This window comes from Psychrobacter sp. CMS30 (assembly GCF_904846565.1).
In the GTDB taxonomy this organism is placed as follows: Bacteria; Pseudomonadota; Gammaproteobacteria; order Pseudomonadales; family Moraxellaceae; genus Psychrobacter; species Psychrobacter maritimus.
The window spans coordinates 187759-213628 of record NZ_CAJHBF010000001.1; the positions used below are offsets into that span (position 1 = coordinate 187759).

Consider the following 25870-nt stretch of genomic DNA (forward strand, 5'->3'; position numbering starts at 1 on the left):
CATTGGGTATTTTTTCTATTCATATCCTAATCACCTGCTTCATAAAAACAAAAAAGCGCAACAGGTCTAGCAACCTTGCGCCTTATATATTTTTATAAACAATGATGGATAGCTTTATAACTTAGGCATGACCTAGGCACGAGTTGAGCGCTATTTACTCATATATTCGATAAGTTTACGGTAATCATCATCGCTGCAATCTGTGCACAATCCACCGGCGGGCATTTGAATCATGCCACTTTTCACCGATTTAATCAGCGCTGGCATGCCCTTTTGTTTGATGAGCTGTTGCCATTTGGCACTGTCGCCTTTTTTAATGGCATTGAGCGCGCCACTATCGTGACAAGCGGCACATGAATTATTATAGGACGTTGCAATATCAGCCGCACTGGCAGTACTTAGCAGCGCCGAACCAATTATGAGCGCGGTTGCCGTACTGGCTAATAAGCGATAGCTTTTGGCAACTGTTGTGGTGATTGAGAACATGGGACACCTCACATCGTTTTTCATTCGCTTAATCAATAATTTTATTAAACGTCTTTCATTCAATCTGTCTTACTAAAGATTGTAACAATATATGTCGTATTAATATATATAAATATAGTTTAGCTTTGTTAAAGGCTGCTGATGAGGCAGAAGACTGCCCTAAGAGCCAATTTACTTGAAAGTCATTTCAAGACTATGTCGCCAATAGGATGTAATTAATATAAGGGTAATAGCCGTTATTTCAATAACTAAGCGCCGTAATAGTATAGAATAGGCGGTATCCTAAAACCCTTATATGATTGAAGTCTTATTTTTGCCGCGCACCTATTCCATACGCTGCTGTAAGCACTGCTTAATCAAAAAACTTTTATTACCGCATCCAATTTTTCAAGATTAATGAGTCACTTATGAGTACCCCGTTCAAAGATGTCGCCGCTGAACACGCGGATTTTAATACCAAAGCCCGTCAACGCATTCAGCAAACTGAATTTCTAATGTCTGCGCCGACTTTTCGCCTTTGCCCGCCTGATGTGGGGCTAGAGATTGCCTTTGCTGGACGTTCAAACGCTGGTAAATCGTCCGCTATTAATGCACTGACCAATCAGCGTCAGTTAGCACGCTCGTCTAAAACGCCTGGCCGCACGCAGATGATTAACTTTTTTAGTATTGGCGATAGTGATAGACGTTTGGTTGATTTACCCGGTTACGGTTATGCGGCCGTACCGCTTGAGATGAAAAAAGAATGGCAGGTTGAGTTAGAGGAATATCTGGTATCGCGCTCAAGCCTTGCAGGTTTGGTGCTGATGTCAGATATCCGTCATCCCCTTAAATTCTTTGATGAGCAAATGCTGCATTGGGCAAAAGATGGTGATCTGCCGGTGCATATCTTGCTGACTAAAGCCGATAAGCTTAAATATGGTGCTTCTAAAAACGCGCTACTGAATACCCGTAAGAGACTGAAGCAATTGGGCTTAAACTGTACCATTCAGCTATTTTCAGCGTTAAGAAAAGAAGGGCTTGATGAATTGGCAGGCGTCATGGGCAACTGGTATGAGTATCAGCTTGATGCCAATAAAATTATTGAATCCTCTTTTGCTTTGCTAGAAGGCGCTGAGCTAGAAGACGCGATTGCAAAGGACGCTGCTCAAACAGGCAATGTTGAGAAAGATAGTGCTAGAAAAGATAGTGCTGAAAAAGACGGCGAGTAAACCTCATGGTTTTCGCCAGTCCTACTTTTTAATCAGTCACGGTTTTTGTCAGTTACAGTTTCAGCCAAAAAGAGTTTATCGCTAACAAAGATAAACTCTTTTTAATTTTTATGACCATCTTTTACCATTTAAACGAATGCTTATTTAAGCACACAATAGCTCAGCCAATGCTTGCGGGGTATCTACTTGATAAGTTGGCTGCTGGGCAGCAAGCTCGCTACTCGACGCCGTACCATAATTGACCGCAATACTGGTCATGCCCAAACGGTTGGCCATTTGAATATCATAAATACTGTCGCCGATAAATACCGCCTGCGAGATTGGCTGCTTGGTATGGTCTAAAATATCGCTCAGCATTTGCGGGTCAGGTTTTGAGCCTGACTCATCAGCGCAGCGCGTGATGGCAAAATAGTGATGACTGTCAGAGCCATCTAATACCCGATCTAAACCCTTTCTTTTCTTACCAGTGGCGACCGCCAGCTGCTTATCTTGCTGTTGTAAGGTTTGCAGCATAGTTTCGATAGGCGCAAAAAACGGCGTACGATGGCTGTTTGGAATATAATAATCCGCATAACTTTGCTGAATCGCTAGCTTCTGCGCAGCGGTTGCTTGCGGGTATAAAATCTCAATGCCATGCATCAAGCTCAGCCCGATGATGTCTTTGACGGCCTGATCGGTGGTGGTAAAGCCATGCACCTCGCCTGCTACGTGCATTGACTCAACGATTAAGCCAATCGAATCCATCAAAGTGCCATCCCAATCAAAAATAATCAGCGTTTTATTGGCTAAGTGATGCTCGGCTGCTAAATCAGAAGTATTGGCTGCTGCTAATGTATGAGCGAGTGCTGCTGCTGTCATGGACTAACCCTTAACGATTCATCGTAAATGGCGGATGTGAAAACGTCACGGTCACTTATTTGGCTAAGACATGCCCTTATAAGTCACTGTGACGTTTGTGTTTCATACTGAATATTAATATAAAAACTGAGAATGGAATATCAGTCCCTTAAGCTTATTCAGGTAGTTTAATGTCTGCTGGTAACCAAGCTACCATCTCATCTGGTAATGGCGCGGTAATGGTCTCATAGCCGGGAATGTCCAAACGCCACGCATGTAAGCACAGACGATGCACGCCAGACTTGTCATGCACATTGTATTTATCATCACCTAAGATAGCATGACCAATATGTGCCAAATGCACGCGGATTTGATGAGTACGACCGGTCAGTGGCTTAGCTTCAATCAAGCTGACTGGCTGATTGGCCAGCATAAAGCGACCATGAACGATAATATCTGTCTGGCTTTCTTTAGCTTGCGCATCTTGTGCATCTACTTTTACGCGGCGCTCACCACTAGCCAGTGTATAGCGCAATAATGGCGCATCGATACGCTGCTCGTTCAGGGCAGGCTGACCTTTGGCGATACATAGATAGTGCTTCTGGATGGTTTTGTCGACCAGATGCTGTTGCAGGGCTTTTAGCGCTGAGCGTTTCTTAGAAATCATCAGCAGACCTGAGGTATCTTTGTCGATACGATGAATCAGCTCTAAGTACTTTTTGCCCGTCACTTCGCGCATGGCTTCAATAACACCAAAATCTAAACCACTACCGCCATGAACGGCGATACCCGATGGTTTATTCAATACGATTAAACCTTCATCTTCGTAGACCACACGTGCCAATAAACTCTTGGCAAATTCGGTACTGATAATAGGTTTATCACGGGTGGCTAGCTGAACAGGCGCAATACGCACCACGTCTTCACGCTGTAATCTGTCATGCGCTTTACAACGTTTATTATTAACGCGCACTTCGTCCGAGCGAATCATTTTATAGATATGGGGTTTAGGCAAGCCCTTTAGACGATTGAGTAAAAAGTTGTCCAAGCGCTGATCATGCTGATGGCGAGTGACTTCAAGGTAGTTGACCTTTTCAAAGTTACTAATTTCGTCATCGGCACTTTGCGGGCGCGTTTTGCTATTAAAGATAGCCGGAGCTTCGTGGATAGGTTCGTCGTTTGTCATTTTGTCGTTTGTCATTTTTAGTTAGGTATTTACATAAAGATTTGCTATAGTTTAGCATGTTGAGCGCCAATTAAGCAGAGGCTGCGACAATAATTCATTGTTGTTACAGACAGTGTAGCGCCATTTTTACTGCTGGTCAGTACTGGTTAGTTAAGCGCTGCCTGCTATAAAATCTGCTAAGCTTGTGTGTTTCATCTGATTTTAAGGGTGTTATATCCCTTGATATACCCTATAATGCCCCATAAATTGTAAGAACAACGCTGACATTTATTAGTACAAAACAGTATTAGTACCAGATAAGTTATCAGCATAAGATTGTTTATCATTACAGAATATTGTGACATTAGACAACATCGCTTTGATAGATTTTTAAAACAATTTTATCAAACGATAACAACATAACATTTACTCACTACCGCATAACCACGACTTACCTTGATAACTATTTATGATCATACATAATTATTTATCATCCAGTCCTTTAGGCGCGCAGATGAGCAAGTATGGGTCGTTTAGAGCCAGAATCGAGCATCATTAACTGATTGTCGATAGCTGCCTGAGTATTGGTGGTCAAACAGAGGACGATAAGTAGAATAGACAAGAGACACCGTGCCGATAAGCCGGTCATTTATTCTGTTTGCCAAGTACGCCCCGCTGATGACGAAAGCAGCGCCACCTAGCTTTGAGATACCCCAGATATATTGACGTTATACCCAAAAGAACGATAAATAAAGAATGACCAATTGCTTCACCTAAAAGGATAACCGCTGCACGGCACTATTTTATACGATAACACTTATATAATAGTCCTTAATGACAGCGATATTATTGCTAGACCTTGATTGTTTACTGTGACAGCACGATGCTTTTTTAGTACCTGTGACCTCTTGACTCTCAGTCATTATCCACCGCCACCCTTACAACGTGCGCTGACCCTCAAACTGGATAAGATGACTGCTAATAAAAGACCACTAACTTGCTCCTGCATTAATCATTAGAACAAGCCTATTCATAATAACTCTATAGATAGTAGCCTTACACCCTATCTTATCTATATGAATGTTACCGACATTAGCATACCTTATCGCTAATACATTTTAGGTCAAAAAGCGATTGCGAAAAGCCCGCGCGCTTAACTGCATTTATGCTTTACGTTCTACCGCTCATTAACGTCTGCTCAGGCTAATTGTATTATTAGCCATACTTGCCACCCTGCCCTAAAGCCTGTCTCGTCGTTGTTCTGCGTACTCATAGGATACCAATATGAAACGCATTTTAATCAACGCTACTCAAAACGAAGAAATCCGTGTTGCCCTTTGTAAAGGCAATCATCTTTACGATTTCGATTTAGAAAACCGTACCCGCGAACAAAAAAAATCCAACATCTATAAAGGTCATGTGACCCGTGTCGAGCCATCGCTTGAAGCGGTATTTGTCGAATATGGCTCACAGCGTCAAGGTTTCTTACCGATTCGTGAAATTTCTGCTGAATATTTAAGCGGCAATCCACGCGATGAAAACATCAAAAAACTGATCAAAGAAGGCGATGAGCTCATCGTCCAAGTTGAAAAAGAAGAGCGTGGTAATAAAGGCGCGGCTTTATCAACTTATGTATCATTGGCTGGTCGTTATCTGGTATTAATGCCTAATAATCCTCGTGGCGGTGGTATTTCACGTCAAATCTCGGGTAAATTGCGCGAAGATATGAAGCGTATGCTGGGCAGTTTGGATTTGCCAAAAGGCATGAGCGTTATCATCCGTACTGCTGGTATTGGCAAAACTCAAGAAGATTTACAGCATGATTTAAATCACTTGCTTAATATCTGGCAAGCCATCCAAGAACAAAATCAAAAATATCCTTCACCGCGTTTGGTGCATCAAGAAGCAGGCGTCGTGACGCGTGCCGTGCGTGATTATCTGCGCGATGATATTGCTGAGATTTGGATCGATAACGAAAACGCTTATATCGAAGCGGCAGGTTTTATCGACGCGGTGATGCCAAAACAAGCTGAAAAGCTACGTAAATATACCGATTATGAGCCGATGTTTTCGCGCTTTAATATCGAAAAACAAATCGAAACGGCCTATCAACGTGAAGTACGTTTGCCATCAGGTGGCTCAATTGTTATCGATCAGACAGAAGCATTGGTATCTATCGATATTAACTCAGCCAAGTCGACCAAAGGTTCAGACGTTGCTGAAACCGCTTATCATACCAATCTAGAAGCCGCCGATGAGATTGCTCGTCAATTGCGTTTACGTGATATGGGCGGCTTGATTGTCATTGATTTCATCGATATGAATGACAATAAGCACCAAAAAGAAGTTGAAAAACGTTTGGTTGATGCCACCAAATATGACCGTGCCCGCGTACAGTTCGGTGATATCTCTAAATTTGGTTTGATGGAAATGAGCCGTCAGCGTCTGCGTCCATCACTAGAAGAATCGACTGGTTATATTTGCCCGCGCTGTCATGGTAATGGCATGATTCGTGATTTACGTTCATTGTCACTATCTATTATGCGTCAAATTGAGCAAATCGCCTTAAAAGAACGTCAAGGTGAAGTACAGGCAGAAGTACCGACTGATATCGCTGCCTTCTTATTAAATGAAAAGCGCGATGCCTTGGTCTACCTTGAGCAAGACAGTGGTACGCGTATTACCATTTTGCCGCATGCACATTTAGAATCGCCAAACTTTAAGCTGCACTTTAACCGTGACGGCTTTGCCCCATCAAGCTATGAGCGTATTACGGATACAGCCCAAGAACATAGCGATTTGGGTTATGAAGTTGACTGGCAAACCGCTGAAAAAGAGCGTCCTGAGCAGCAGCCGACGCGCCAGCCACGTCAAATAGCCGATAACAGCAGTAATAATAACGGTAACAACGGGCAAGTGAATACAAGCGCCAATACCCAGCAAAGTGCGCCGAGCCAGCAGCAGAATACGACCAGTCATAGCAATGACCATCGTAGCAATAACAATGCTAGCAATGTTTCATCAGCACGGGCGCCGCAAACACAAACACAGCCACAAACACAAGCGCCGACACAAAATACGCCTGCTGTTGCGGCTACATCTGCGCCAGTAGCAACCCAAACTGCTCCTGTTGCCAAACCGCAAGCCGTTGCTTGGTTGTCTAATTTATTTGCGCAAGCACCGCAGGCACAGACCACTCATAGCGTCAGTAGTCGTGATGCCGCTGAAGCCATTGAAGCACTGGTCAATACGGGCGCCCAAAGCTTAGGCTCGTTTGGGCAAGTGGATAACAGTGCGCTTAGTGCTAATAATGAAGCCTCAGCAGCGCCACAAGACAATGCTCAGCAAGCTAATAATCAGCCGTCAAACGTTAACGCCAATCGTCAGCAGACGTCTAACAACACAGCTGATGACAATAACGATGCTGAAGAAAGAAGAAGACGTAAGCCACGTAAATCACGCCCTTCTAAGACGCGCCAAAGAAAAGAGCCGTCAGATGAAACGAGTGATAACGTCGCTAGCGATACTACAGACAGCAGCAACAGCAGCATAAGTAGCGCTGATAACAAAGAATCGAACAGCCAAGATAAACGTCAGCAGGATAACAGACGCCCTAACGACCGTAACCGTAATAATCGTCAAGACAACGGTCGCAATGGTAATGAGAGCAACGAAAATAGCAAAGGCAATGAGCGTCATGAACGCACCGACGCTGACGACAAAAACGCCAATGCTGCAGATGAGCAAACTCGTGCTAAGCGTAAATCAAATAGCCAACGTCACTCACGCGGCAAACTTGAGCGCGGTGAGACGTTAAGCGCTGATAATGTACAACAAAATGCTCAGCTAAGCACTAAAGAGGCTAATAATGGCAATGGTAGAAGCCAATCAAGCTCACGCCGCAACCAAGACCCTAACGAAGTTATATTACAGGTCAATGAAGCAGCCACGGAACTCAAATCGCCAGAAGTGGTACATTTATCTTTAGATGACAGTAAATCTGTAACAGCTACTCGCCAAGCGCCTGAAAAGCAAAGCGCTGAGAAAGCTAGCAATGAAGCTGATAAGCAGAAAGCAAGTCAAGAAGACAGCACTCCGAAAAATGTAAATAAGCCGGAAGCTGTTGAGCAAAAAACTGACAGTCAAGCGGCTAAAAACAGCCGTGAATCGGTTGGTAACAGTGAGAAAAACAGTCAGCAAGTTGAAACTGTTAACAGTGATGCAGCTCATCTAGAAGAAGCAAAAATAGCAGAACCAAAAGCAGACCAAGCACAACCAAGCGCTACTGAAGCTAAAGTGCAAATGTCTGACGCTAAGTCTACAGACGACAGTAAAGTCGCCGCTAAAAAAGTTGCTGCTAAAGAAGCAGGGACAGATGAGCAAGCAACGTCTAACAGCAGTGATGTTCAAACTGACCGTCCAGCTGATAGCCAAAAGGTTGCTGAAAGTCAAAAGCCAGTAGATGTCACTGCTGAAAATGAAGTAGCTACAGAGAAAGCTCAGGAAACTGCTTCTGATGTTGCCACTGATGCTAATGCTGACGATGCCAGCAATAGCAAGCAACCAGCGTTTGAGCTTAACCATGACGCCTTGTTTGCTAAGCGCTATGTGACGGCCAATAAGTTTGGTCAAGCCAGCAATGACCCACGTGTGGTACGTCGTCAGCAGGCTCAAACACCGACAACTAAAACGTCGGTCGCTGAAATGCCTCAGGCAAATCAGCAAGACAAGCCAACCGCTGTAAATATGCCAGCTATCCGTGGTACGGTTGGTGAGTTTATCCGTGCGACGCTACCAGAAGCGCAAGCGCGCTTAGCAGCAGAGGGCGTTATCAACTGCTTTAATGCTGCCATTGCCTTGCATGTTGAGCAGGCTCAAGCCGCTACTACTGACGACGACAAGGTTAAAGTCGATAGCAGTAATGAGCCTAAAGTAGTGACTGGCGAAGCTGCCAATCAAGACTTTAACTTTAGCAACTATGGTTATCAGCCTTTAGCAGCAGATTATATCGCCCGCTTTGAGAAGATGACGCAAGCGGTCAGTCAGTTTGCCGCCGCGCAAGGTAAAACAGCCGTTGAACCACGCGCCATTAGCAAACGCGCAAGCAACGACCCACGCGGTCAGCATCCTGACTATCAGGAAGTAGTTGTAGTTACCACTTCTGAAGCGCCTGCAGATGACGCTTTAGCTGCCGACAGCGATGTTGATGTTCATGTAGATGCTCATGTAGATGCCCATAAAGTAGAAGCAAATGCGCTTGCAAATCAGGGTCAGACAGACGATATCAGCGCCGATAGTGAGCAGCTGTTAAAGGTTGAGCAAGCACTAGAAGAAGGAAACGCAGCGCAATCTGATGTTGAAGCAGTGAAGGCGGAAGAAGTCAAAACAGCAGATGCTGAGGTTAAAGATGCTGATTCTGAAACCAGCGTTTCTGATGTTGAGCAAAGCGAAACTGAGCAAGCGCCTGAGCCAACTGAACAAGTATCAGAGCCAGCGACAAAAGAAGAAATTCAGGCGGCGAAATCAAAAACAACCATCGCCAGTTATAAAAACATGATTGAAAATGTGGCTGAGCAGTTGTTGCCACAAAAAGGCATGTTTAATTTAACCACGCCAAAAGTACCTAAGGCGCGCACGCGTAAGCCGAAGACTGAGCATAAGAAGCCAACGCAGGCGGAAAAATCAGAATCTGATGATACTGATAGCGAAAGCTAATCGCCTTTTATAAATAGTCTTTCATAAAATGTAAAAGCCCCAAAGTTGTTAGCAACTTTGGGGCTTTTTTATATCTTGTTTAACATGGCTTTTTGTCAACAGTGCTTATTATAAATACGACCCTTTAGTAGTCAAAACCTTGAAGACTCAGCGTTTTTGAGAATAAGCTTAATGTGCAGAAGACGCGTCTTTATTGCGTATTTTGTTAATCACCGTCAACAGAGCAACGATAGCAGCTCCAATGATAAAGCCAATAACGCCATTTAATAACGCCGTGGTAAAGCTCTCAAAAATGCCCGTTAAATGGGCAATATCTTCAACTTCATGGTGTAAAAAATTAATACCGTGTACCAAGATACCACCACCAACTAAGAACATCGCCAAAGTACCAGCAATCGATAAAAACTTCATCAATTTAGGCGCTGACGCAAATAAAACCTTGCCGACTTTTTGAGTAAACTTGCCGTCTTTCTCCATCATATGTAGGCCCACGTCATCGATTTTAACGATACCGGCGACCAAACCATAAATACCAACGGTAATACCAATGGCTAAAATAGACAGCACTAAGCTGCGCTGTAACAAAGTAGCCGTTGCCGTCGCGCCTAGCGCAATGACGATAATCTCTGCCGATAAAATAAAGTCGGTACGTACCGCCCCTTTGATTTTTTCTTTTTCAAAGGCGACCAAATCGACCGTTTCATCAGCATTGGCTCGCCGGCGCGCATTTTGTTCTTCATCATCAGGTATGGCATGCGGCCAAAAGCGGTGAATAACCTTTTCAGCACCCTCATAAACTAAAAATAGACCACCACACATAAGCAAAAACGTGATTAAAGGCGGGTAAATGGCACTGATAAGGATTGCCGCTGGCACCAAGATAAGCTTATTAATAAACGAGCCTTTGGCGACCGCCCAGACCACTGGCAGTTCACGATTTGCTTTGACGCCGGTGACCTGCTCAGCATTCAATGCCAAATCATCACCCAACACCCCCGCGGTTTTTTTGGCGGCGACCTTAGTCATGACCGACACGTCATCTAATATCACACTGATATCATCAAGTAGGGTTAATAAACTGGCACCTGCCATACGGGCTCCTTAGAAAATTAGAAAGAAAATTAGAAAAATTGTTTTAGTAAATAATTGAGACATAGTTTAATTGAGAGATAGCTTATAAGAAACGGTTATAAATAGTAGCCTACCTAGACATAAGCCGAGATGAAATAGTGCAAATGTATTTTATTTCTCCTCTTGTAACATTTATCAATAAATTGTAGATTTGACAATGCTAAAACTCACCTTTAGTGGTTATTTATAAAAATATGCTAATATGACAGCTATTGCCACTTATCTTTTATTATCAATAAATTGTATATCACCATTGCAATATATCGCCCTGATGACAAAATCTAGTGAATATGCGGCAAGCGTTTACACATTTTTTACTGCCCTTTACTGCCCTCTTTTTTATATCTATATCTTGCTTAGGCACGACTGCCTAAAGGAAACACCCTATGTTTTTACCTTCTTTTTCTAAAACCACTGCTATTCGTGATACATTTTCTCGCAAGCCTTTATCTCGTATGATGATGGGTGCGTTGCTAGTCGTGGTTGCGGCGGGCTGCTCTAATAATGCCGCTGATGCAACCAGTAATACAGGCATCGTCAATAGTGCAGAAGCCAAAGTCAGTACCGCGCAGGTGGCAGCCGATAACGATTCAGCAGTGGTAAAAGCCTTACAAGCCAACCTAAAAGCTTCAGGCATTGAAGAAAACATTCTTTCAGCCGTACCAACGGACATGAAAGATATTTACTGGGTAACGGCATCGGGCTTACCGTCTTTCTTTACTGATAAATCTGGTAAACATATTATCCAAGGGCAAATCATCGCCGTTGGTGCAGAAGCGCCGGTTGATATCAGTGGCGCTTTGGTTGCCAAAACCGCGCAAGATGCGCTGAAAGCGGTCGACAAAAAAGACATGATTATTTATCCTGCTAAAGGCGAAACTAAATCTGTCGTTTATTCCTTTACCGATGCCGATTGTCCTTATTGCACCAAGCTTCATGAAGAGATAGATGACATCAATGCGCGTGGTATTGAAGTGCGTTATTTGGCATGGCCGCGCAGCGAAGGCAGCATTCCAAAGATGGAAGCCATCTGGTGTAGCGAAGACCGTAATGCGGCGATGGATCAGGCAAAAATGGGCGCTAACGTCCAAGCCCCTAGCTGTAATAGTCCGGTAAAATCGCAAATCGAGCTTGGTATGGCGCTGGGCGTTCGTGGTACCCCCGCTATCTTTACCGAGTCTGGACAGCAAATCGGTGGTTATTTACCAGCTGCACAATTGGCACAAACAGCGATTGATGCCAGCTAGTCGTTTGCCCTGATATTATTGACTTTGGCGACAGTGAGTTTGGGTAGACGCCACAAGCGCTTGTCGGTATGATACGATAAAGCGCTTGGCGATATTAGTCGTATATTTTTACACCGTTCTTCCTTATATCAGCACTCTTTATATCAACCCTTTTATATCAGCGTTTTTATGTAATAGCCTGTATAGAAGCATTCTTATCCAACTCTATAATCTCTTGAGGATACTGTGAGCAAATCCATCAAACTAGCGATACTTGGTCTCGGCACCGTCGGAACGGGCGTGATCAACCTAATCAATGATAATTTAGCTGAGTTAAAACGCCGTAGCGGACGCGATATTGTGATTACCGAAGTCGGTACCCGTCGTCAGCGCGATGATATCGACCCGAACATTATTCAAAACAGTGACTTGATGGCAGCCGCTGCCAGTGACAATGTCGATATTGTCATCGAAGTGATTGGCGGTACGACGCTGGCTAAAGACGTGATTATGCATGCCATCAAAAACGGTAAACATGTCGTCACCGCCAATAAAGCGTTGCTCGCTGAACACGGGAATGAGATTTTTGCCTTTGCGGAAGCCCATAACGTACATGTTGCTTATGAAGCAGCAGTGGCAGGCGGTATCCCAATTATTAAAGTCATGCGCGAAGGCCTTGCTGCCAATAAAATTGAGTGGTTAGCAGGTATCATTAATGGTACTGGCAACTTTATCATGACCGAAATGCGTGATAAAGGTCGCCCGTTTGCCGACGTATTGACCGAGGCGCAAGAGCTTGGCTATGCTGAAGCCGATCCGACTTTTGATGTTGAAGGCATTGATGCTGCTCATAAACTAGCGTTACTTGCCTCTATTGCCTTTGGGATTCCACTACAGTTTGATAAAGTTTACTGTGAAGGTATTACCGCTATTACTTTGCAAGACGTCAACTACGCTGAAGAGCTTGGCTATCGCATCAAGCATCTAGGCTTTGCTGTACGCCGTGAAGGCGATGGCTCAGGTGACAATAGTACGGCTGGTATTGAGCTGCGCGTCCACCCGACGCTTATTCCACAAAATGCCCTACTTGCCAACGTCAATGGCGTCAAAAATGCGGTACTGGTCAACTCTCACCCGCTTGGACAAACGCTATATTGCGGCGATGGCGCCGGTGCCGGTGCTACCGCTTCTGCGGTGATGGCCGATGTGATGGATTTGGTTCGTGTTCTTGGTAGTAAAGATAGCAACAATGAAAGCACGAATGGTCACCATGTCCCACATTTAGCCTTTATCCCAGAGCAATTATCAGACACGCCTATCTTGCGCGCTGAGCAAATGATTACCGGTTATTATCTGCGTGTGCATGCGCATGACAATCCTGGGGTATTGGCTGATATCACGCGCATTTTGAGTGACGCGGGTATCAATATCGATGCCATTTTACAAAAACCTGCCCATAAACTTGGTCAAGTGCCGGTAATTATCTTGACGCTACCTGTGGTTGAAAGTCAGATGAATATTGCCATTGAAAAAATCGAAAAGCTCGATACTATTACTGATAAAGTAGTGCGTATCCGCTTAGATGAGCTGGCGTAATTTATCCAGCGCTTAAGCTGTATAACTCATTAAGCCAGACCGCTATTAGTCACTAAGCGGATGGCTTTAGCTTAACTGTTTTATTTTAATGATGAAAAATAGCACTTTCGTTTCAAAACCTAAAAGGGAAGAAGAATAATGTCAAATGATGCAATTGTAATTTTAAACGGCGCACGTACTCCAATGGGCGGCTTTCAAGGCGCACTTAAAGACATGAGCGCCACAGAATTGGGCGCTGCTGCTATTAAAGCCGCTGTTGAGCGTTCAGGCGTAAGCGTTGATAATATTGATGAAGTCATCATGGGCTGTATCTTGACCGCCGGTCTAGGCCAAGGCCCTGCTCGTCAAGCCATGCGTAAAGCAGGTCTAAATGATGCAACGGGCGCCGTTACCATTAATAAACTTTGTGGTTCAGGTCTAAAAGCGGTCATGCAAGCGCACGATGGTATTAAAGCGGGCAGCTTTAACGTGGCAGTTGCAGGCGGCATGGAATCAATGACCAATGCGCCTTATATTATGCCAGGGTCGCGCGGCGGCTATCGCATGGGACATAAAGAAGTCAAAGACCATATGTTCTTAGACGGTCTAGAAGATGCTGAAACAGGTAAGCTGATGGGTCAATTTGCCCAAGAAATGGCCAATGAAAAAGGCTATACGCGTGAGCAAATGGATGATTTTGCCATTGAGTCGCTTAACCGTGCGTTGACAGCCATTAAAGACGGTCATTTTAAAGATGAAGTCACCCCAGTTACTTTCAAGACCCGTAAAGGCGAGCAAAGCGTCGATACTGATGAGCAGCCAGCCCTTGCCAATGCTGATCGTATTCCTACTCTACGCCCAGCTTTCGCCAAAGACGGTACGATTACCGCGGCAAACGCCAGCTCAATCTCAGACGGCGCTGCAGCTGTTGTGATGATGAAAGAGTCACAAGCAAAAGAGGAAGGCTTAGATTATCAAGCACGCATCGTAGCCGCTGCTTCTAACTCACGTCATCCAAGCGAATTTACCATTGCTCCAGTTGGCGCGATTGGAAAAGTATTGGACAAAGCAGGCTGGTCAGTTGCTGATGTAGACCTATGGGAAATCAACGAAGCATTTGCGATGGTAACGATGGCTGCGATGGATGAGCTCAACATCGAGCACGCTAAAGTCAACGTTGAAGGCGGCGCTTGTGCCCTTGGTCATCCAGTAGGCTGTTCAGGTGCGCGTATCTTAGTGACGCTTATCAACTCGCTAAAACGTACGGGCGGCAAAAAAGGCGTCGCAACCTTATGTATCGGTGGCGGTGAAGCCGTTGCTGTAGCGATTGAACTGGCTTAATTTTAGGCTATTTGAACTTTTAACTTCTTAAATTTTAGCGCCTTAAAAAAGTTTAAGACATTAATATTAAGTTAATAGTTCTAAGCATTAACTGATTTTCTTAATATTTAAAAACCGCATGGCTTTTGGTTATGCGGTTTTTTTACGCTTAAAATTTACAAATCACGAAAATTTGTTTATTGCTGTAAGAAAGCCTTAACTTAAATTTATATAGTGATAGTGAGTTTTACAGCCTATTACACGCAATTACCTCAAGTGCACACTTTGCTACCTTGCTCATATATCTCATTGAAAACTGCACTGTTACGATATGAACAAGTTGATGGAAAGGCTATTTACTAGAGTTGTTAATTAGATTGATAACTTAGCTATCCACTAGAGCCGTCTTGGCTTAAGACAACAACTTACCAGTTTCTCAGTAATGCGATTTTTATCGCATTTTATTTTAAAACAATAATTACTAATTTATTTAAATAAAATTTACTCATATAAAAGGAAGATAATAATGAGCCAACTAATTCGTTTAAGAGATATTCAAGCGACTCACCGTGACCTTATCGGTGATGACTATTATGACCCAACAGGCAAAACGGCCTATGGCGTCAATGAAGAAAAAATCGGTAAAATCGAAGGCGCTTTAGTAGAAGATACTACCGGTCGCATTCGTTATCTAATCGTTGATGCAGGCGGTTGGTTTAGCTCAAAAGAAGTATTGGTACCAGCAGGTCTAGCGCGTATCGTTGGTGATGATGTCTTTTTTGATAGCCTAACGCAAGCGCAAGTCGAAGCGATGGAAGTATACGATCACGACTATCAATACAGCTATAAAGAGCAGTATGAAAAAGATCGTCAATCATTTGTGGCTGATAGCATTCCAGAAGCTGAGCGTATGGAAATTGCAGACCATGCCTACAACGCCCCAAATACGCTAGAGCTCCTAGAAGAGCGCTTGACGGTCAATAAAGACCGTATCGTAGCAGGCTTGGTAAAAGTCGGTAAGCATGTGGTGACCGAAGAGCGTAATATCGACGTCGAGCTAGAAGAAGAGCACGCTAATATCCAGCGTACCAATGTAGATCGCCCAACAGACCGCCGTATCGGCGATATTGATGGCAACCAAACCGTGGAAGTTGAGTTAGAAGCGGAACGTGCACGCGTTAACAAAGAAACTTATGTCTCTGAAGAAGTAAATGTCGGTAAGACAACCGAGCGTCATACTGAAACGATTGCTGAAACCATTCAACGCGAAGAGTTAGATATCGATGGTGATGGTAACGTGGTTGACCGCGATGGTAATCTTTTTGACCGCGATGATATCACTGCTGAAGATGTACGCCGCGCTCGTGGTATGTAATAAGCAATTCTTTCGCATAGTTCCACCATCTTTGATAAGCAATTCTTCATAAGATGCATACCTACTATGTGACCGTAATTAGCAGCTGAGTGTTATGCTCAGTAGATAAGACCAGAGCTCGCCTCTGGTCTTTTTTTATACCTATTTATTATATCTGCCCATAAGGAATATGACCATGAACGCCGACGACAATGACATGAAACAGCAGCAAATTAAGCAAGATGCACACTTAGCAACAACGAATACTTCTTCTTTAGATAGAATAGCCAACCATAGTGGTGAGAATAAATTACCCGCGCCTGATTTAGCTACACCTGACTTATCTACTTCCTCACCTACTTCTAAGTCTAATCAGCAGCAAGCACTAATGGGCAGCGGGCAAGATGGTTTATCCAATAATTCAGCAAACAATTTGACAAATAATCTAGAAGACACAAAAAACGGTGGTTATCTAGAACTATTAGAAGAACGTCCTGTCATTAACAAAGAACGCTTGGATGTCGGCAAAGTAACGGTCACTAAGCATACGCGCACAAAAACCATCGACGTACCTATTGAATTGGTAGAAGAATATATTACTGTACGCACTGATTATTATGATGCAGAAAGTCAGGATTTATTATCAGGTAAATACGATGATAAAGACATATTACGTCACGTGGAGCCATCGTTAGATAGCAGAGCTGTTATAACAATCAATGGCAAACAGATTGAGATGGGCGCTGAGCCAATTGAGATTATTTTATCGCGTCAAGTGGCGACGATTACCAAAGATACTCATGTGATTCAAGAAGTGGAGATTAATAAAACCACCCATACGCATACCGACAGCATTCAAGTAGAAGTTAAGCATGAAGAGCTAGATGTTACCGAAGAAGGTTTTTTAGCCCATGAACGTGAACATAGTACATCGTATAAAGAGTAGACTTATATAAAATCGAGCATTTATCCTAAGAACTTCAAAAGCGAGACCAAAAAAAGCAACGTCAGCGTTGCTTTTTTTATAAGGTTTTATCTAAATTTAATCAGAAAAAACCTAATGTTATCAATCTACTTTTATACTGCTTATTCTACAGTTGCAGCATCTTCGGCTTTCTTACACTCATACGTGCTGACATTGGTTGCATCTGCACCCGCCGTACGCATCACACCTGTTTCGCGCTCTTTATGAGCCACGCGCCACTGTATAAAGCCTTCACCACCATTGATGGCAGTTTTTGCTTCAAACACTTCAGGGTTAGTCGCATCGTTGGTTTTCATTAAAGTCGCTGTTCCTTGGGCAGTCGCAAGAATGACCTGATTATCAGTATCTTTATACGTCGCTTCAACGGCGAGTGCAGGTGAACATGAATAACTTATTTGATTGACGCCAGTATTAACAGAAGCGATCGTATCATCTTCTACGTCGCTGGCAGGCGCATCTACCACCACATCACTAGGCTCGGCAGGATCAGCAGACATGGGTACAGACTGCTCTTCACTGATACTGTCTTCTAGACTCGGCTCTGTCTCTTGCTGTTGTTGACAAGCGCTAAGCGTCATGGCACCAGCCAGTAAACTGGTTAGGACGATAGAGGTACGCAATTTTTTTAATAATTCTACATTCATCACACTCTCCCAAATAAAGATGTTAAACACTATAGCGCGCCCGTAAATTCACGCCTATGTTGGATTTGTAATTAATCGCCAAAAAGACACTGATACTTTTATAATTGTAATTCTCATACTCATACTCATACTCATACTAATTATTCGATATAAGTACTAAGGCTATATCTATAAAAAAAAGCCCCTATCTATTTTAGATAGGGACTTTTTATCATAACTTAACAATGGTTGATTATCAATGTTTAGATTTTACCATGGCATTGTTTATACTTCAGTCCTGAGCCACAAGGACACGGGGCGTTACGACTGATATTCATACCAGCGTATGGGTCTGGCTCATTTGCACCACCACTACCCGCCACAGCGCCTGCTGCGGTCGCACCAGCAAGATTGCGGTTTTGTGCAGCGGCTCTATCGGCGCCGCTATCCATATTGTCAATATCGCTGTGCTCAAACTGCATTTGCATTTGTGCCGCATTTTCACGCTGCTGCGCTTCTAATGCTGCCAGCTCTTCTTTGGTCGGGATATGTACGCGTGATAAATCTTGTACCGTCTCAGATTTAATTGCCCCAAGCATCATTTGGAATAATTCAAACGACTCACGCTTATATTCTTGCTCAGGGTTTTTTTGTGCATAACCGCGCAGATGAATACCTTTACGCAGCTGATCCATTTGGGTTAAATGCTCTTTCCAATGCTTATCTAGGCTTTGGAGCATAAAGTGACGCTCAAGCTGGGCGGCATCTTTTTCGCCCATTTGCTCACGGCGGCTATGATAACGATCCAATGCCGTTTGGATGATTTTGGCACGTAAGCCTTCTTCATCTAGGCGGCGATCTTCATCGAGCCAATCGTTAATTGGCATCGCAATCTTGAATTCGTCTTCAAGCTCATCTTCTAAACCATCGATATTCCACTGGTCATCGATAGAGCCCGGCGGGATAAACTGGTTAATCATGGCATTATAGACTTCGTGATGCATGACTTCGATGGCTTCTAACAAATCCAGCTCTGCCAGTAAATCATCACGCTGGCTATAGATGACCTTACGCTGCTCATTGGCGACGTCATCGTATTTCAACAGGTTTTTACGGGCATCGAAATCGCGGCTTTCTACTTTACCTTGGGCGTTTTCAATCGATTTAGAAACCATTTTATGCTCAATGGCTTCATCTTCTTTAAGACCCATGGCGCGCATCATATTAACAACGCGGTCACCAGCAAAGATACGCATCAAGTCATCTTCAAGCGATAAGAAGAAGCGCGACATCCCTGGGTCACCTTGACGACCGGCACGACCACGCAGCTGGTTATCAATACGGCGTGATTCATGACGCTCAGAGCCGATAATATGTAGACCGCCAGCGGCAACGACTTGGTCATGCTTAACTTGCCATTGGGCTTTTAGGCGCGCCATCTCTTCTGGACTAACCGAATCAATATCTTCAATAAATGATTGCCAGTTACCACCAAGGATAATGTCGGTACCACGACCTGCCATGTTGGTAGCAATCGTTACAGCCTTTGGACTACCAGCCTGCGCGATGATCTCTGCTTCACGCTCATGTTGCTTGGCGTTTAGGACGTTATGCTTGACGCCTTCTTGGTCGAGCAAATAAGACAATTCTTCACTGGCTTCAATCGTCGCCGTACCAACCAATACTGGTGCGCCTTTTGCTTGAATCTCTTTAATCTCGCGGATGATACCTTTATATTTCCCTAACTTGGTTAAGAAAATCTGATCATCCATATCGATACGCGCAATTGGCTCGTGGGTTGGAATCACGATGACATCTAAATCATAAGTGGATTTAAATTCTGCCGCTTCGGTATCAGCCGTACCCGTCATACCTGATAATTTGTCATACAAACGGAAGTAATTCTGGAATGTCGTGGTTGCAAGCGTTTGGTTCTCTGCTTGAATTTCAACATTTTCTTTGGCTTCTACCGCTTGATGCAAACCTTCTGACCAACGGCGACCGGGCATAGTACGACCGGTGTTTTCATCAACGATAACTACTTCGCCATCATCGACGATATAGTGGACGTTTTTAACGAAAACATGATGGGCACGAATCGCTGCTTGGACGTGCGCCAATAGTGGCAAACGGCTTGGGCTATATAAGCTTTCATTTTCACCAAGCTCGCCAACTTCGATTAAGAAACGCTCAATTTTCTCATAGCCTTTTTCGCTAATCTCGATTTGACGGTTTTTCTCATCAATCCAAAAATCTTCTTCTTCGTTATTCTTATTGGCTTCTTCGTCTTTTGAACGAATAAGCACCGGAATAATGGTGTTAATCAGCGCATACATACGTGATGAATCTTCGGCTTGACCCGAGATAATCAGCGGCGTCCGAGCCTCATCAATTAGAATAGAGTCAATTTCATCAATGATACAGAAGTTTAGCGGGCGCTGTTTTTTCTCAGCTAAGCTAAAAACCATGTTATCGCGTAGATAATCAAAACCGTATTCGTTATTGGTACCGTAGGTGATATCTGCTTGATAAGCGTCAATCTTTTCTTGCGGTGGCTGCTGCGAATAAATCACGCCAACCGTCATACCCAAAAAGCTGAATAATGGACGGTTTAGCTCGGCATCACGGGCAGCCAAATAATCGTTGACCGTGACTAGATGGACGCCTTTGCCACTGATAGCGTTGAGATACATGGCCAAGGTTCCCATCAGGGTTTTACCTTCACCGGTTTTCATCTCAGCAATTTTGCCTTCGTGCAGGGTGATACCACCGATTAGCTGCACATCATAGTGACGCATGCCGTTGACGCGTAGCGATGCCTCACGGCAGACCGCAAACGCTTCTGGTAATAATGCATCTAAGCTTTCACCTTTTTGGTGTCTTGCTTTAAACTCTTCGGTTTTTTGTTGTAATTGCTCATCAGACAGGGCTTGTATCGTAGCCTCGTGTGCGTTGATTTTGCTGACCACTTTGCGCATGCGCTTTAATTCGCGGTCATTTTTAGTGCCAACGACACTGCCTATAATCTTTGATAACATAATTTTTTGACCTATGGAAATATTCGATAATTAGTGCGCATTAGCCAAGGCTTCATATGCTGCCGCCTTGTCATCATAGCTATCATAGTCATCACCCGACTAACGTACCACTTAATGAAGTACTGACTAATGAAGTGTCGCCTAATGAAGTATCGCCCAATTAAGTGTGACGTCATTATATATGGTTATGACGCCGATGGATACAAGGGCAATGAGTAGATATTTGCCGACGTAAAAACCGAGCAGGACGTGTTAAAATAGCGCTTATAGTCTTAATCTTTCAAGCTTTTACCTACTCCCTTTAACAGGATAATTTACTAACCCTCAGCCGTTATTTATTCTTATAAAAACCAGCATTTCGCCCCCCCGTAAACCCATTTAAGCATCATAAGAGACCCTGCATGACCGTTAAGCCGTTCGCTCAAAATCCTCATTCAGCTGAACCGTTAATCATAGGCGATGCTATTTATCACTTGGCAGACCATACGCCGATGATGGTGCAATATCTAACCATGAAAGCCAACTATCCACAAGCGCTGCTGCTGTACCGGATGGGTGATTTTTATGAGTTATTTTTTGATGATGCCAAACGCGCGGCGCAGATACTCGATATCACGCTCACTCGCCGTGGCACGGATAAAGCCGGCAACACAATTGCGATGGCAGGCGTGCCGTTCCATGCTGCTGATAGCTATATGGCACGGCTGATTGCGGCTGGGCAGACAGTGGTTGTTTGTGAGCAAATTGACGAGTCGGCCAGTGACACTAGCAGCCCGTCCAATACACCGACAATGGGCGATAAGCAAAAAAAAGATAAAAGTAAATCTGCTGCTGGCACTATCATGCGCCGTGAAGTGGTTAAAACCCTGACTGCCGGAACAATTACCGATGATGCCTTAATTGCGCCCAATCATACGCCGACTGTGGTCGCCATTGATATCGAAATTCCTAAATCAAATAGCAAACAACCTGTGCAAGCAGCTATTAGCCAAATGGATTTAGCTGCTGGAACGCTAACGACGCAAACACTCAGCGCGCATAATGGTGATATTGAAGGTTTGCAAACTCAAATGCTGACAGTGCTGGCACGCTTTGCGCCCAGTGAATGTATTATTAGCGAGGTGCATGGAAACAGTTTTGACAGTAGTGGTAGTAATGGCGAAGATTGGCTACTATGGCTGCGGCAAAATCTTGACTGCCCTATTATCGAAGTTGCGGCCAATGACTTTCACCGTGAGCATGCCAGCGCAACCCTTTGCCAGCAGTTTGACGTCCAACGCCTTGATGGACTTGGTATTAGTGACGCACCACTTGCCCAATCTAGCTGCGCCGCACTAATCCACTATGCACGGCAAACCCAGCAGCGCCATGTGCCTCAAGTTAATCAGCTTATCGTCGAATATAATGACGATTATTTAATCATTGATGCCAATAGTCAGCAAAATCTTGAGCTGTTTACCCCCGTCAGTAGTAATGGTACATCATTGATATCGGTACTTAATCACTGTCAAACGCCAATGGGACGCCGCTTACTTGTACAGCAAATGAAGCGCCCCTTGCGTCAGCATGCACGTATTAATCTGCGTTTAGATGCAATTACTAGCCTTTTGCAGCCAGATAATCAATCTGACGAAAATAAGCAGGTTAATGAAAAATTAAAAAATAATTCATTGGTCAGCAGTTTGCGTGAAACCTTAAATACCATCGGTGATATTGAACGTATCAGTAGCCGTATCGGGCTGATGAGCGCCAAACCTCGCGATTTACGTAAATTGGCTGATGGTATTGCTAGTAGCGACCAGCTTAATACTCTACTGATAAATGCAGGTATTAGCCATGAGCAGGCAGGCTTGTTGCCCATGCTGATGCAGCAATTGCCCGAGCAGCTACCCGCGGTACAATCTATCGCCGAGCTGATTGAGCGCGCTATTGTCATAGAGCCACCTGCGCATATCCGTGACGGCGGTATGCTTGCGGCAGGCTACGATGCAGAATTTGATCGCCTCACCCACTTGCATGACAATATCCAAGTAACCTTGGATGAAATGGTAGAGCGTGCGCGTCAGGAGAGCCAACTACCCAGCCTAAAAGTAGGCTTTAATAAAGTTAGCGGCTTTTATTTTGAATTGCCAAAAATGCAGGCAAAGAATGCACCGGCGCATTTTATCCGGCGGCAAACGCTAAAGAGTAGCGAGCGCTTTATCACTGACGAGCTAAAAGAAGTCGAAACCGAATACCTAAGCGCGCAGTCATTAGCATTAACTCGTGAAAAACAGCTATATCAAGAGTTGTTAACCATCTTAGGGAGCCATTTAGCTGAGTTACAACAGCTTAGCGCTGCCATCGCCCAAATAGATGTGCTCAGTAATTGGGCACAGCTTGCGATAATTTATAACTGGCAGCGACCAGTCATGAGTAACGACTCAAAAGAGAATAGTAGCTTAGAAAAAATTGATAGCCAAACCAGTATCGAAATTAGACAAGGTCGTCATGTGGTTGTTGAAGCCGTATTAAATCCTGTTCATACTCATCAGAATACCCCTACCGAACATAGCAGCCATTTCGTTGCCAATGATTGCGCATTGGGCAGCGAGGCAAATCCTGAGCGCCTGTTAATGATTACCGGTCCTAATATGGGTGGCAAATCTACCTATATGCGCCAAACAGCATTGATTGTTTTACTCGCCCATTGTGGCAGCTTTGTGCCAGCAGCGCGCGCTCATATTGGTGATATCGACCGTATCTTTACTCGTATCGGCTCAACTGATGACTTAGCGGGTGGCAAATCAACCTTTATGGTGGAAATGATTGAAACGGCTAATATTCTCAATCAAGCGACCAATAAATCGCTGGTGCTTATGGATGAAGTCGGACGCGGTACGGCTACTACTGATGGCTTAGCAATCGCCCATGCTTGCGTCAATCGATTGGTAGAGATTGGCTGCCTGACATTATTTGCCACTCACTATTTTGAGTTGACAAAATTGGCGGAAAACAACATAGAAAATAATGCAAGCAATCATGCCAATATCCGCAACGTCCATGTCGCTGCTAGCGAAGTCGATGGTCAGTTATTACTACTGCACCAAATCAAAGATGGCGCGGCAAGCTCCAGCTTTGGACTCCATGTGGCAAAAATGGCGGGTATCCCAACTCAAGTGCTTAATGATGCTAAGCGTTATTTGATAGACAATCTAAAAGCGGAAAACGAAAAAACCATTGATGATAAAAATGAATTAGCTAAGTCGTTAAACGATAAACAGCAGCAAAATCATGGGAGTAAGGTAGAAAGACTAAGTATCAGTGAGAATGCTCAAGCTACATCTATAAGCAATATTCCACAACAAAATCATTTGTTTAGCTTACAAGACGAGCTAAGCGCGATCAACCCTGATAACCTAACGCCAAAGCAGGCGCATGACTTACTTTATCACCTAAAGGAAATCATTAGTCATTAAAGGGAATTGTCAATTAGTGGTAAAAGCGCTAAAATGTGCCTTATTTTTTAATCTATTCTATTTCGCCCAATCCAATAACAGGTAGACAGTACTATGACCTTTGTCGTTACAGAGAACTGCATTCTTTGCAAATACACCGACTGTGTGGAAGTCTGTCCTGTGGACTGCTTTTATGAAGGCCCGAACTTCCTCGTCATCGACCCTGATGAGTGCATCGACTGCGCGCTATGCGAGCCTGAATGCCCTGCCAATGCCATCTTCTCAGAAGATGAAGTACCAAAAGGGCAAGAGATGTTCACCCAGCTAAACGATGAGCTGGCGCAAAAATGGCCAAACATCACAGAGATGAAAGGTCAATTGCCAGAAGCTGAAAAGTGGGATGGTGTGGAAGGTAAGATTCAGTATTTGGAGAAGTAGTTAGTTTAGAAAAAAGTCATCAAATGAAATGAGTTAGTTATCTATTAATATATTAGACTGCAGATTCTTTTACTCAAATCTTCACTTTTCTTAGTTCTAAATACAAAAAAGCCAAACTTAACGTTTGGCTTCTTTAGTCAGAAACTAACCCACTAAGATTTAGAGTCTGGCTTATTTTCAGTAATCTTATTTACTCATATTTACCAGTGACCTTGCATGTAATCACATCACCAAGTGAGCAAGTTGCAGCATTGACGGCAGCAACCTGAGGATTTTTAACTTTTCCTGTCAACGTACCCGCTGTCTTCACTACAGTCTTACCAGCTGCATTTTGCTCATATACAGTTGCCGAATATTTGATAGCTCCACATGCACTAGCAAAAGTAGCTAGCTTAGTATTATCCATAGCATTTTCTGCACCTTCTGGATCATTAAGAAGAACATATTGCTGGTTTGCTAAACCTTTTACTTCCGCTAGACATGCGGTCTCAGAAGAACGCTTTGCATAGTTCTGATAGGCAGGAATAGCGATCGCAGCCAAGATACCAATAATAGCAACGACGATCATTAGTTCGATTAAGGTAAAACCTTTTTGAGTATTCATAGACATGTCCTTTTGGATAATTTATCAGTAGATTATTTATCTGCCTGACAGTGATAAATTTATTTACTTCTTATTATATATATTGCATATAGCGTGCCAACTCTATAGGTATCAATGCTTTATCGCCATAAAACTTACATTAAAAATATTTTCTATAGTATGCGAGCCTTAATTTTAAGCCACAAGCTATAAACTCATTAAAATTGTTACTACCAACCTACTAGAAATTGTCATATTCGTTTTAATCGACGGGAAATTGTAATTTTATTTGACGTTTTTTGTCAGTTTCTATATATCTTTATCATTTATCGCCATTCACTGCCAGTGCCGCATGTGGAATCTCGGCATTTAAGACCCTGATGATTGAGCGTGAGCGTGCCGTCACCCACCATTCGTGAACCTGATTTGGGTTTAGCGCTAATTTCCCATTGGGAGGTGAGAGGGTTGGGAGAAAAAGTAACCTCATATAGCGCCTTGTCTGCTGGATAGTCGCCGCCAAGGCCGGTTAATAAATCGTTGCTATAACGGCCTTGCGCCAGCTTTCGGCTCTCAATGGTACTGGCGATATTCTGCATTTCAGTCATTGTATCTGCGCGAATGCCTCTTTCTACATAACCCTGATAACTCGGATAAGCGATAGCGGAAATAATACCAATGATGGCAACTACTATGAGTAGCTCTATGAGCGTGAAACCACCTTCGTTGTTATCTACAGAATTGATCAACAT

General features: G+C 43.8%; 17 protein-coding genes. 9 read left to right on the forward strand and 8 right to left on the reverse strand.

What is annotated here, in order from left to right:
• Nucleotides 1–150: 150 nt before the first annotated feature.
• A complete protein-coding gene (locus JMX94_RS00765) occupies nt 151–486 on the reverse strand; it encodes a cytochrome c5 family protein (RefSeq protein ID WP_201562364.1) in 336 nt (111 codons plus the stop codon).
• A gap of 407 nt (nt 487–893) precedes the next feature.
• Here JMX94_RS00765 and yihA point away from each other — a divergent pair, with 407 nt between their 5' ends.
• On the forward strand, nt 894–1694 hold the full coding sequence (gene yihA, locus JMX94_RS00770) for a ribosome biogenesis GTP-binding protein YihA/YsxC (RefSeq protein WP_201562366.1): 801 nt from the start codon (nt 894–896) through the stop codon (nt 1692–1694).
• A gap of 144 nt (nt 1695–1838) precedes the next feature.
• On the opposite strand, the gene JMX94_RS00775 is transcribed toward yihA, so the two are convergent.
• Both JMX94_RS00775 and JMX94_RS00780 read right to left on the reverse strand, forming a co-directional pair.
• Nucleotides 1839–2552: an HAD family hydrolase gene (locus JMX94_RS00775; protein ID WP_201562368.1), complete on the reverse strand. Its 714-nt coding sequence runs from the start codon at nt 2550–2552 to the stop codon at nt 1839–1841.
• Nucleotides 2553–2706: 154 nt separating this feature from the next.
• Nucleotides 2707–3717, reverse strand: a complete 1011-nt coding sequence (locus tag JMX94_RS00780; protein WP_201562370.1) for an RluA family pseudouridine synthase — start codon at nt 3715–3717, stop codon at nt 2707–2709.
• A 1263-nt stretch (nt 3718–4980) separates the two neighbouring features.
• Between JMX94_RS00780 and JMX94_RS00785 the strand changes: the two genes are divergently transcribed.
• The gene (locus JMX94_RS00785; protein WP_201562372.1) at nt 4981–9411 is read left to right on the forward strand and encodes an Rne/Rng family ribonuclease; all 4431 of its coding nucleotides are present in this window, start codon (nt 4981–4983) and stop codon (nt 9409–9411) included.
• A gap of 168 nt (nt 9412–9579) precedes the next feature.
• Here JMX94_RS00785 and JMX94_RS00790 read toward each other — a convergent pair whose 3' ends face one another.
• Nucleotides 9580–10503, reverse strand: a complete 924-nt coding sequence (locus tag JMX94_RS00790; protein ID WP_201562374.1) for a DUF808 domain-containing protein — start codon at nt 10501–10503, stop codon at nt 9580–9582.
• Between the two features lie 425 nt (nt 10504–10928).
• Here JMX94_RS00790 and JMX94_RS00795 point away from each other — a divergent pair, with 425 nt between their 5' ends.
• The 5 genes from JMX94_RS00795 to JMX94_RS00815 all read left to right on the forward strand — a co-directional run bounded on the left by JMX94_RS00795 (nt 10929) and on the right by JMX94_RS00815 (nt 16963).
• Nucleotides 10929–11789 (forward strand): DsbC family protein, encoded by an 861-nt coding sequence (locus JMX94_RS00795; protein ID WP_201562376.1) that lies wholly within the window; start codon nt 10929–10931, stop codon nt 11787–11789.
• A 225-nt stretch (nt 11790–12014) separates the two neighbouring features.
• Nucleotides 12015–13364 carry a homoserine dehydrogenase gene (locus JMX94_RS00800; RefSeq protein ID WP_201562378.1) on the forward strand — a complete coding sequence of 450 codons (1350 nt, stop codon included), beginning with the start codon at nt 12015–12017 and terminating at the stop codon, nt 13362–13364.
• A 138-nt stretch (nt 13365–13502) separates the two neighbouring features.
• Entirely contained in the window at nt 13503–14684 is a 1182-nt protein-coding gene (locus JMX94_RS00805; protein WP_201562380.1) for an acetyl-CoA C-acyltransferase, read from the forward strand.
• Between the two features lie 505 nt (nt 14685–15189).
• Complete coding sequence (locus tag JMX94_RS00810; protein WP_201562382.1) at nt 15190–16038, forward strand: DUF2382 domain-containing protein; 849 nt, start codon at nt 15190–15192, stop codon at nt 16036–16038.
• 175 nt (nt 16039–16213) lie between these two features.
• On the forward strand, nt 16214–16963 hold the full coding sequence (locus JMX94_RS00815; protein WP_227673452.1) for a YsnF/AvaK domain-containing protein: 750 nt from the start codon (nt 16214–16216) through the stop codon (nt 16961–16963).
• A gap of 140 nt (nt 16964–17103) precedes the next feature.
• Here JMX94_RS00815 and JMX94_RS00820 read toward each other — a convergent pair whose 3' ends face one another.
• Nucleotides 17104–17646 (reverse strand): hypothetical protein, encoded by a 543-nt coding sequence (locus JMX94_RS00820; RefSeq protein WP_201562384.1) that lies wholly within the window; start codon nt 17644–17646, stop codon nt 17104–17106.
• A gap of 242 nt (nt 17647–17888) precedes the next feature.
• A complete protein-coding gene (gene secA / locus JMX94_RS00825; RefSeq protein ID WP_201562386.1) occupies nt 17889–20663 on the reverse strand; it encodes a preprotein translocase subunit SecA in 2775 nt (924 codons plus the stop codon).
• A gap of 401 nt (nt 20664–21064) precedes the next feature.
• On the opposite strand from secA, the gene mutS reads away from it, so the two are divergent.
• Together mutS and fdxA are read left to right on the forward strand one after the other, a co-directional pair.
• Nucleotides 21065–24121 (forward strand): DNA mismatch repair protein MutS, encoded by a 3057-nt coding sequence (mutS, locus tag JMX94_RS00830; RefSeq protein WP_201562388.1) that lies wholly within the window; start codon nt 21065–21067, stop codon nt 24119–24121.
• 93 nt (nt 24122–24214) lie between these two features.
• Nucleotides 24215–24538, forward strand: a complete 324-nt coding sequence (fdxA, locus tag JMX94_RS00835; RefSeq protein ID WP_201562389.1) for a ferredoxin FdxA — start codon at nt 24215–24217, stop codon at nt 24536–24538.
• 190 nt (nt 24539–24728) lie between these two features.
• Here the strand turns inward: fdxA and JMX94_RS13520 are convergent, their stop codons facing one another.
• On the reverse strand, nt 24729–25142 hold the full coding sequence (locus JMX94_RS13520) for a prepilin-type N-terminal cleavage/methylation domain-containing protein (protein WP_374220383.1): 414 nt from the start codon (nt 25140–25142) through the stop codon (nt 24729–24731).
• A 305-nt stretch (nt 25143–25447) separates the two neighbouring features.
• Nucleotides 25448–25870, reverse strand: coding sequence for a type IV pilin protein (locus JMX94_RS00845; protein ID WP_201562391.1), 423 nt, complete (start codon nt 25868–25870; stop codon nt 25448–25450).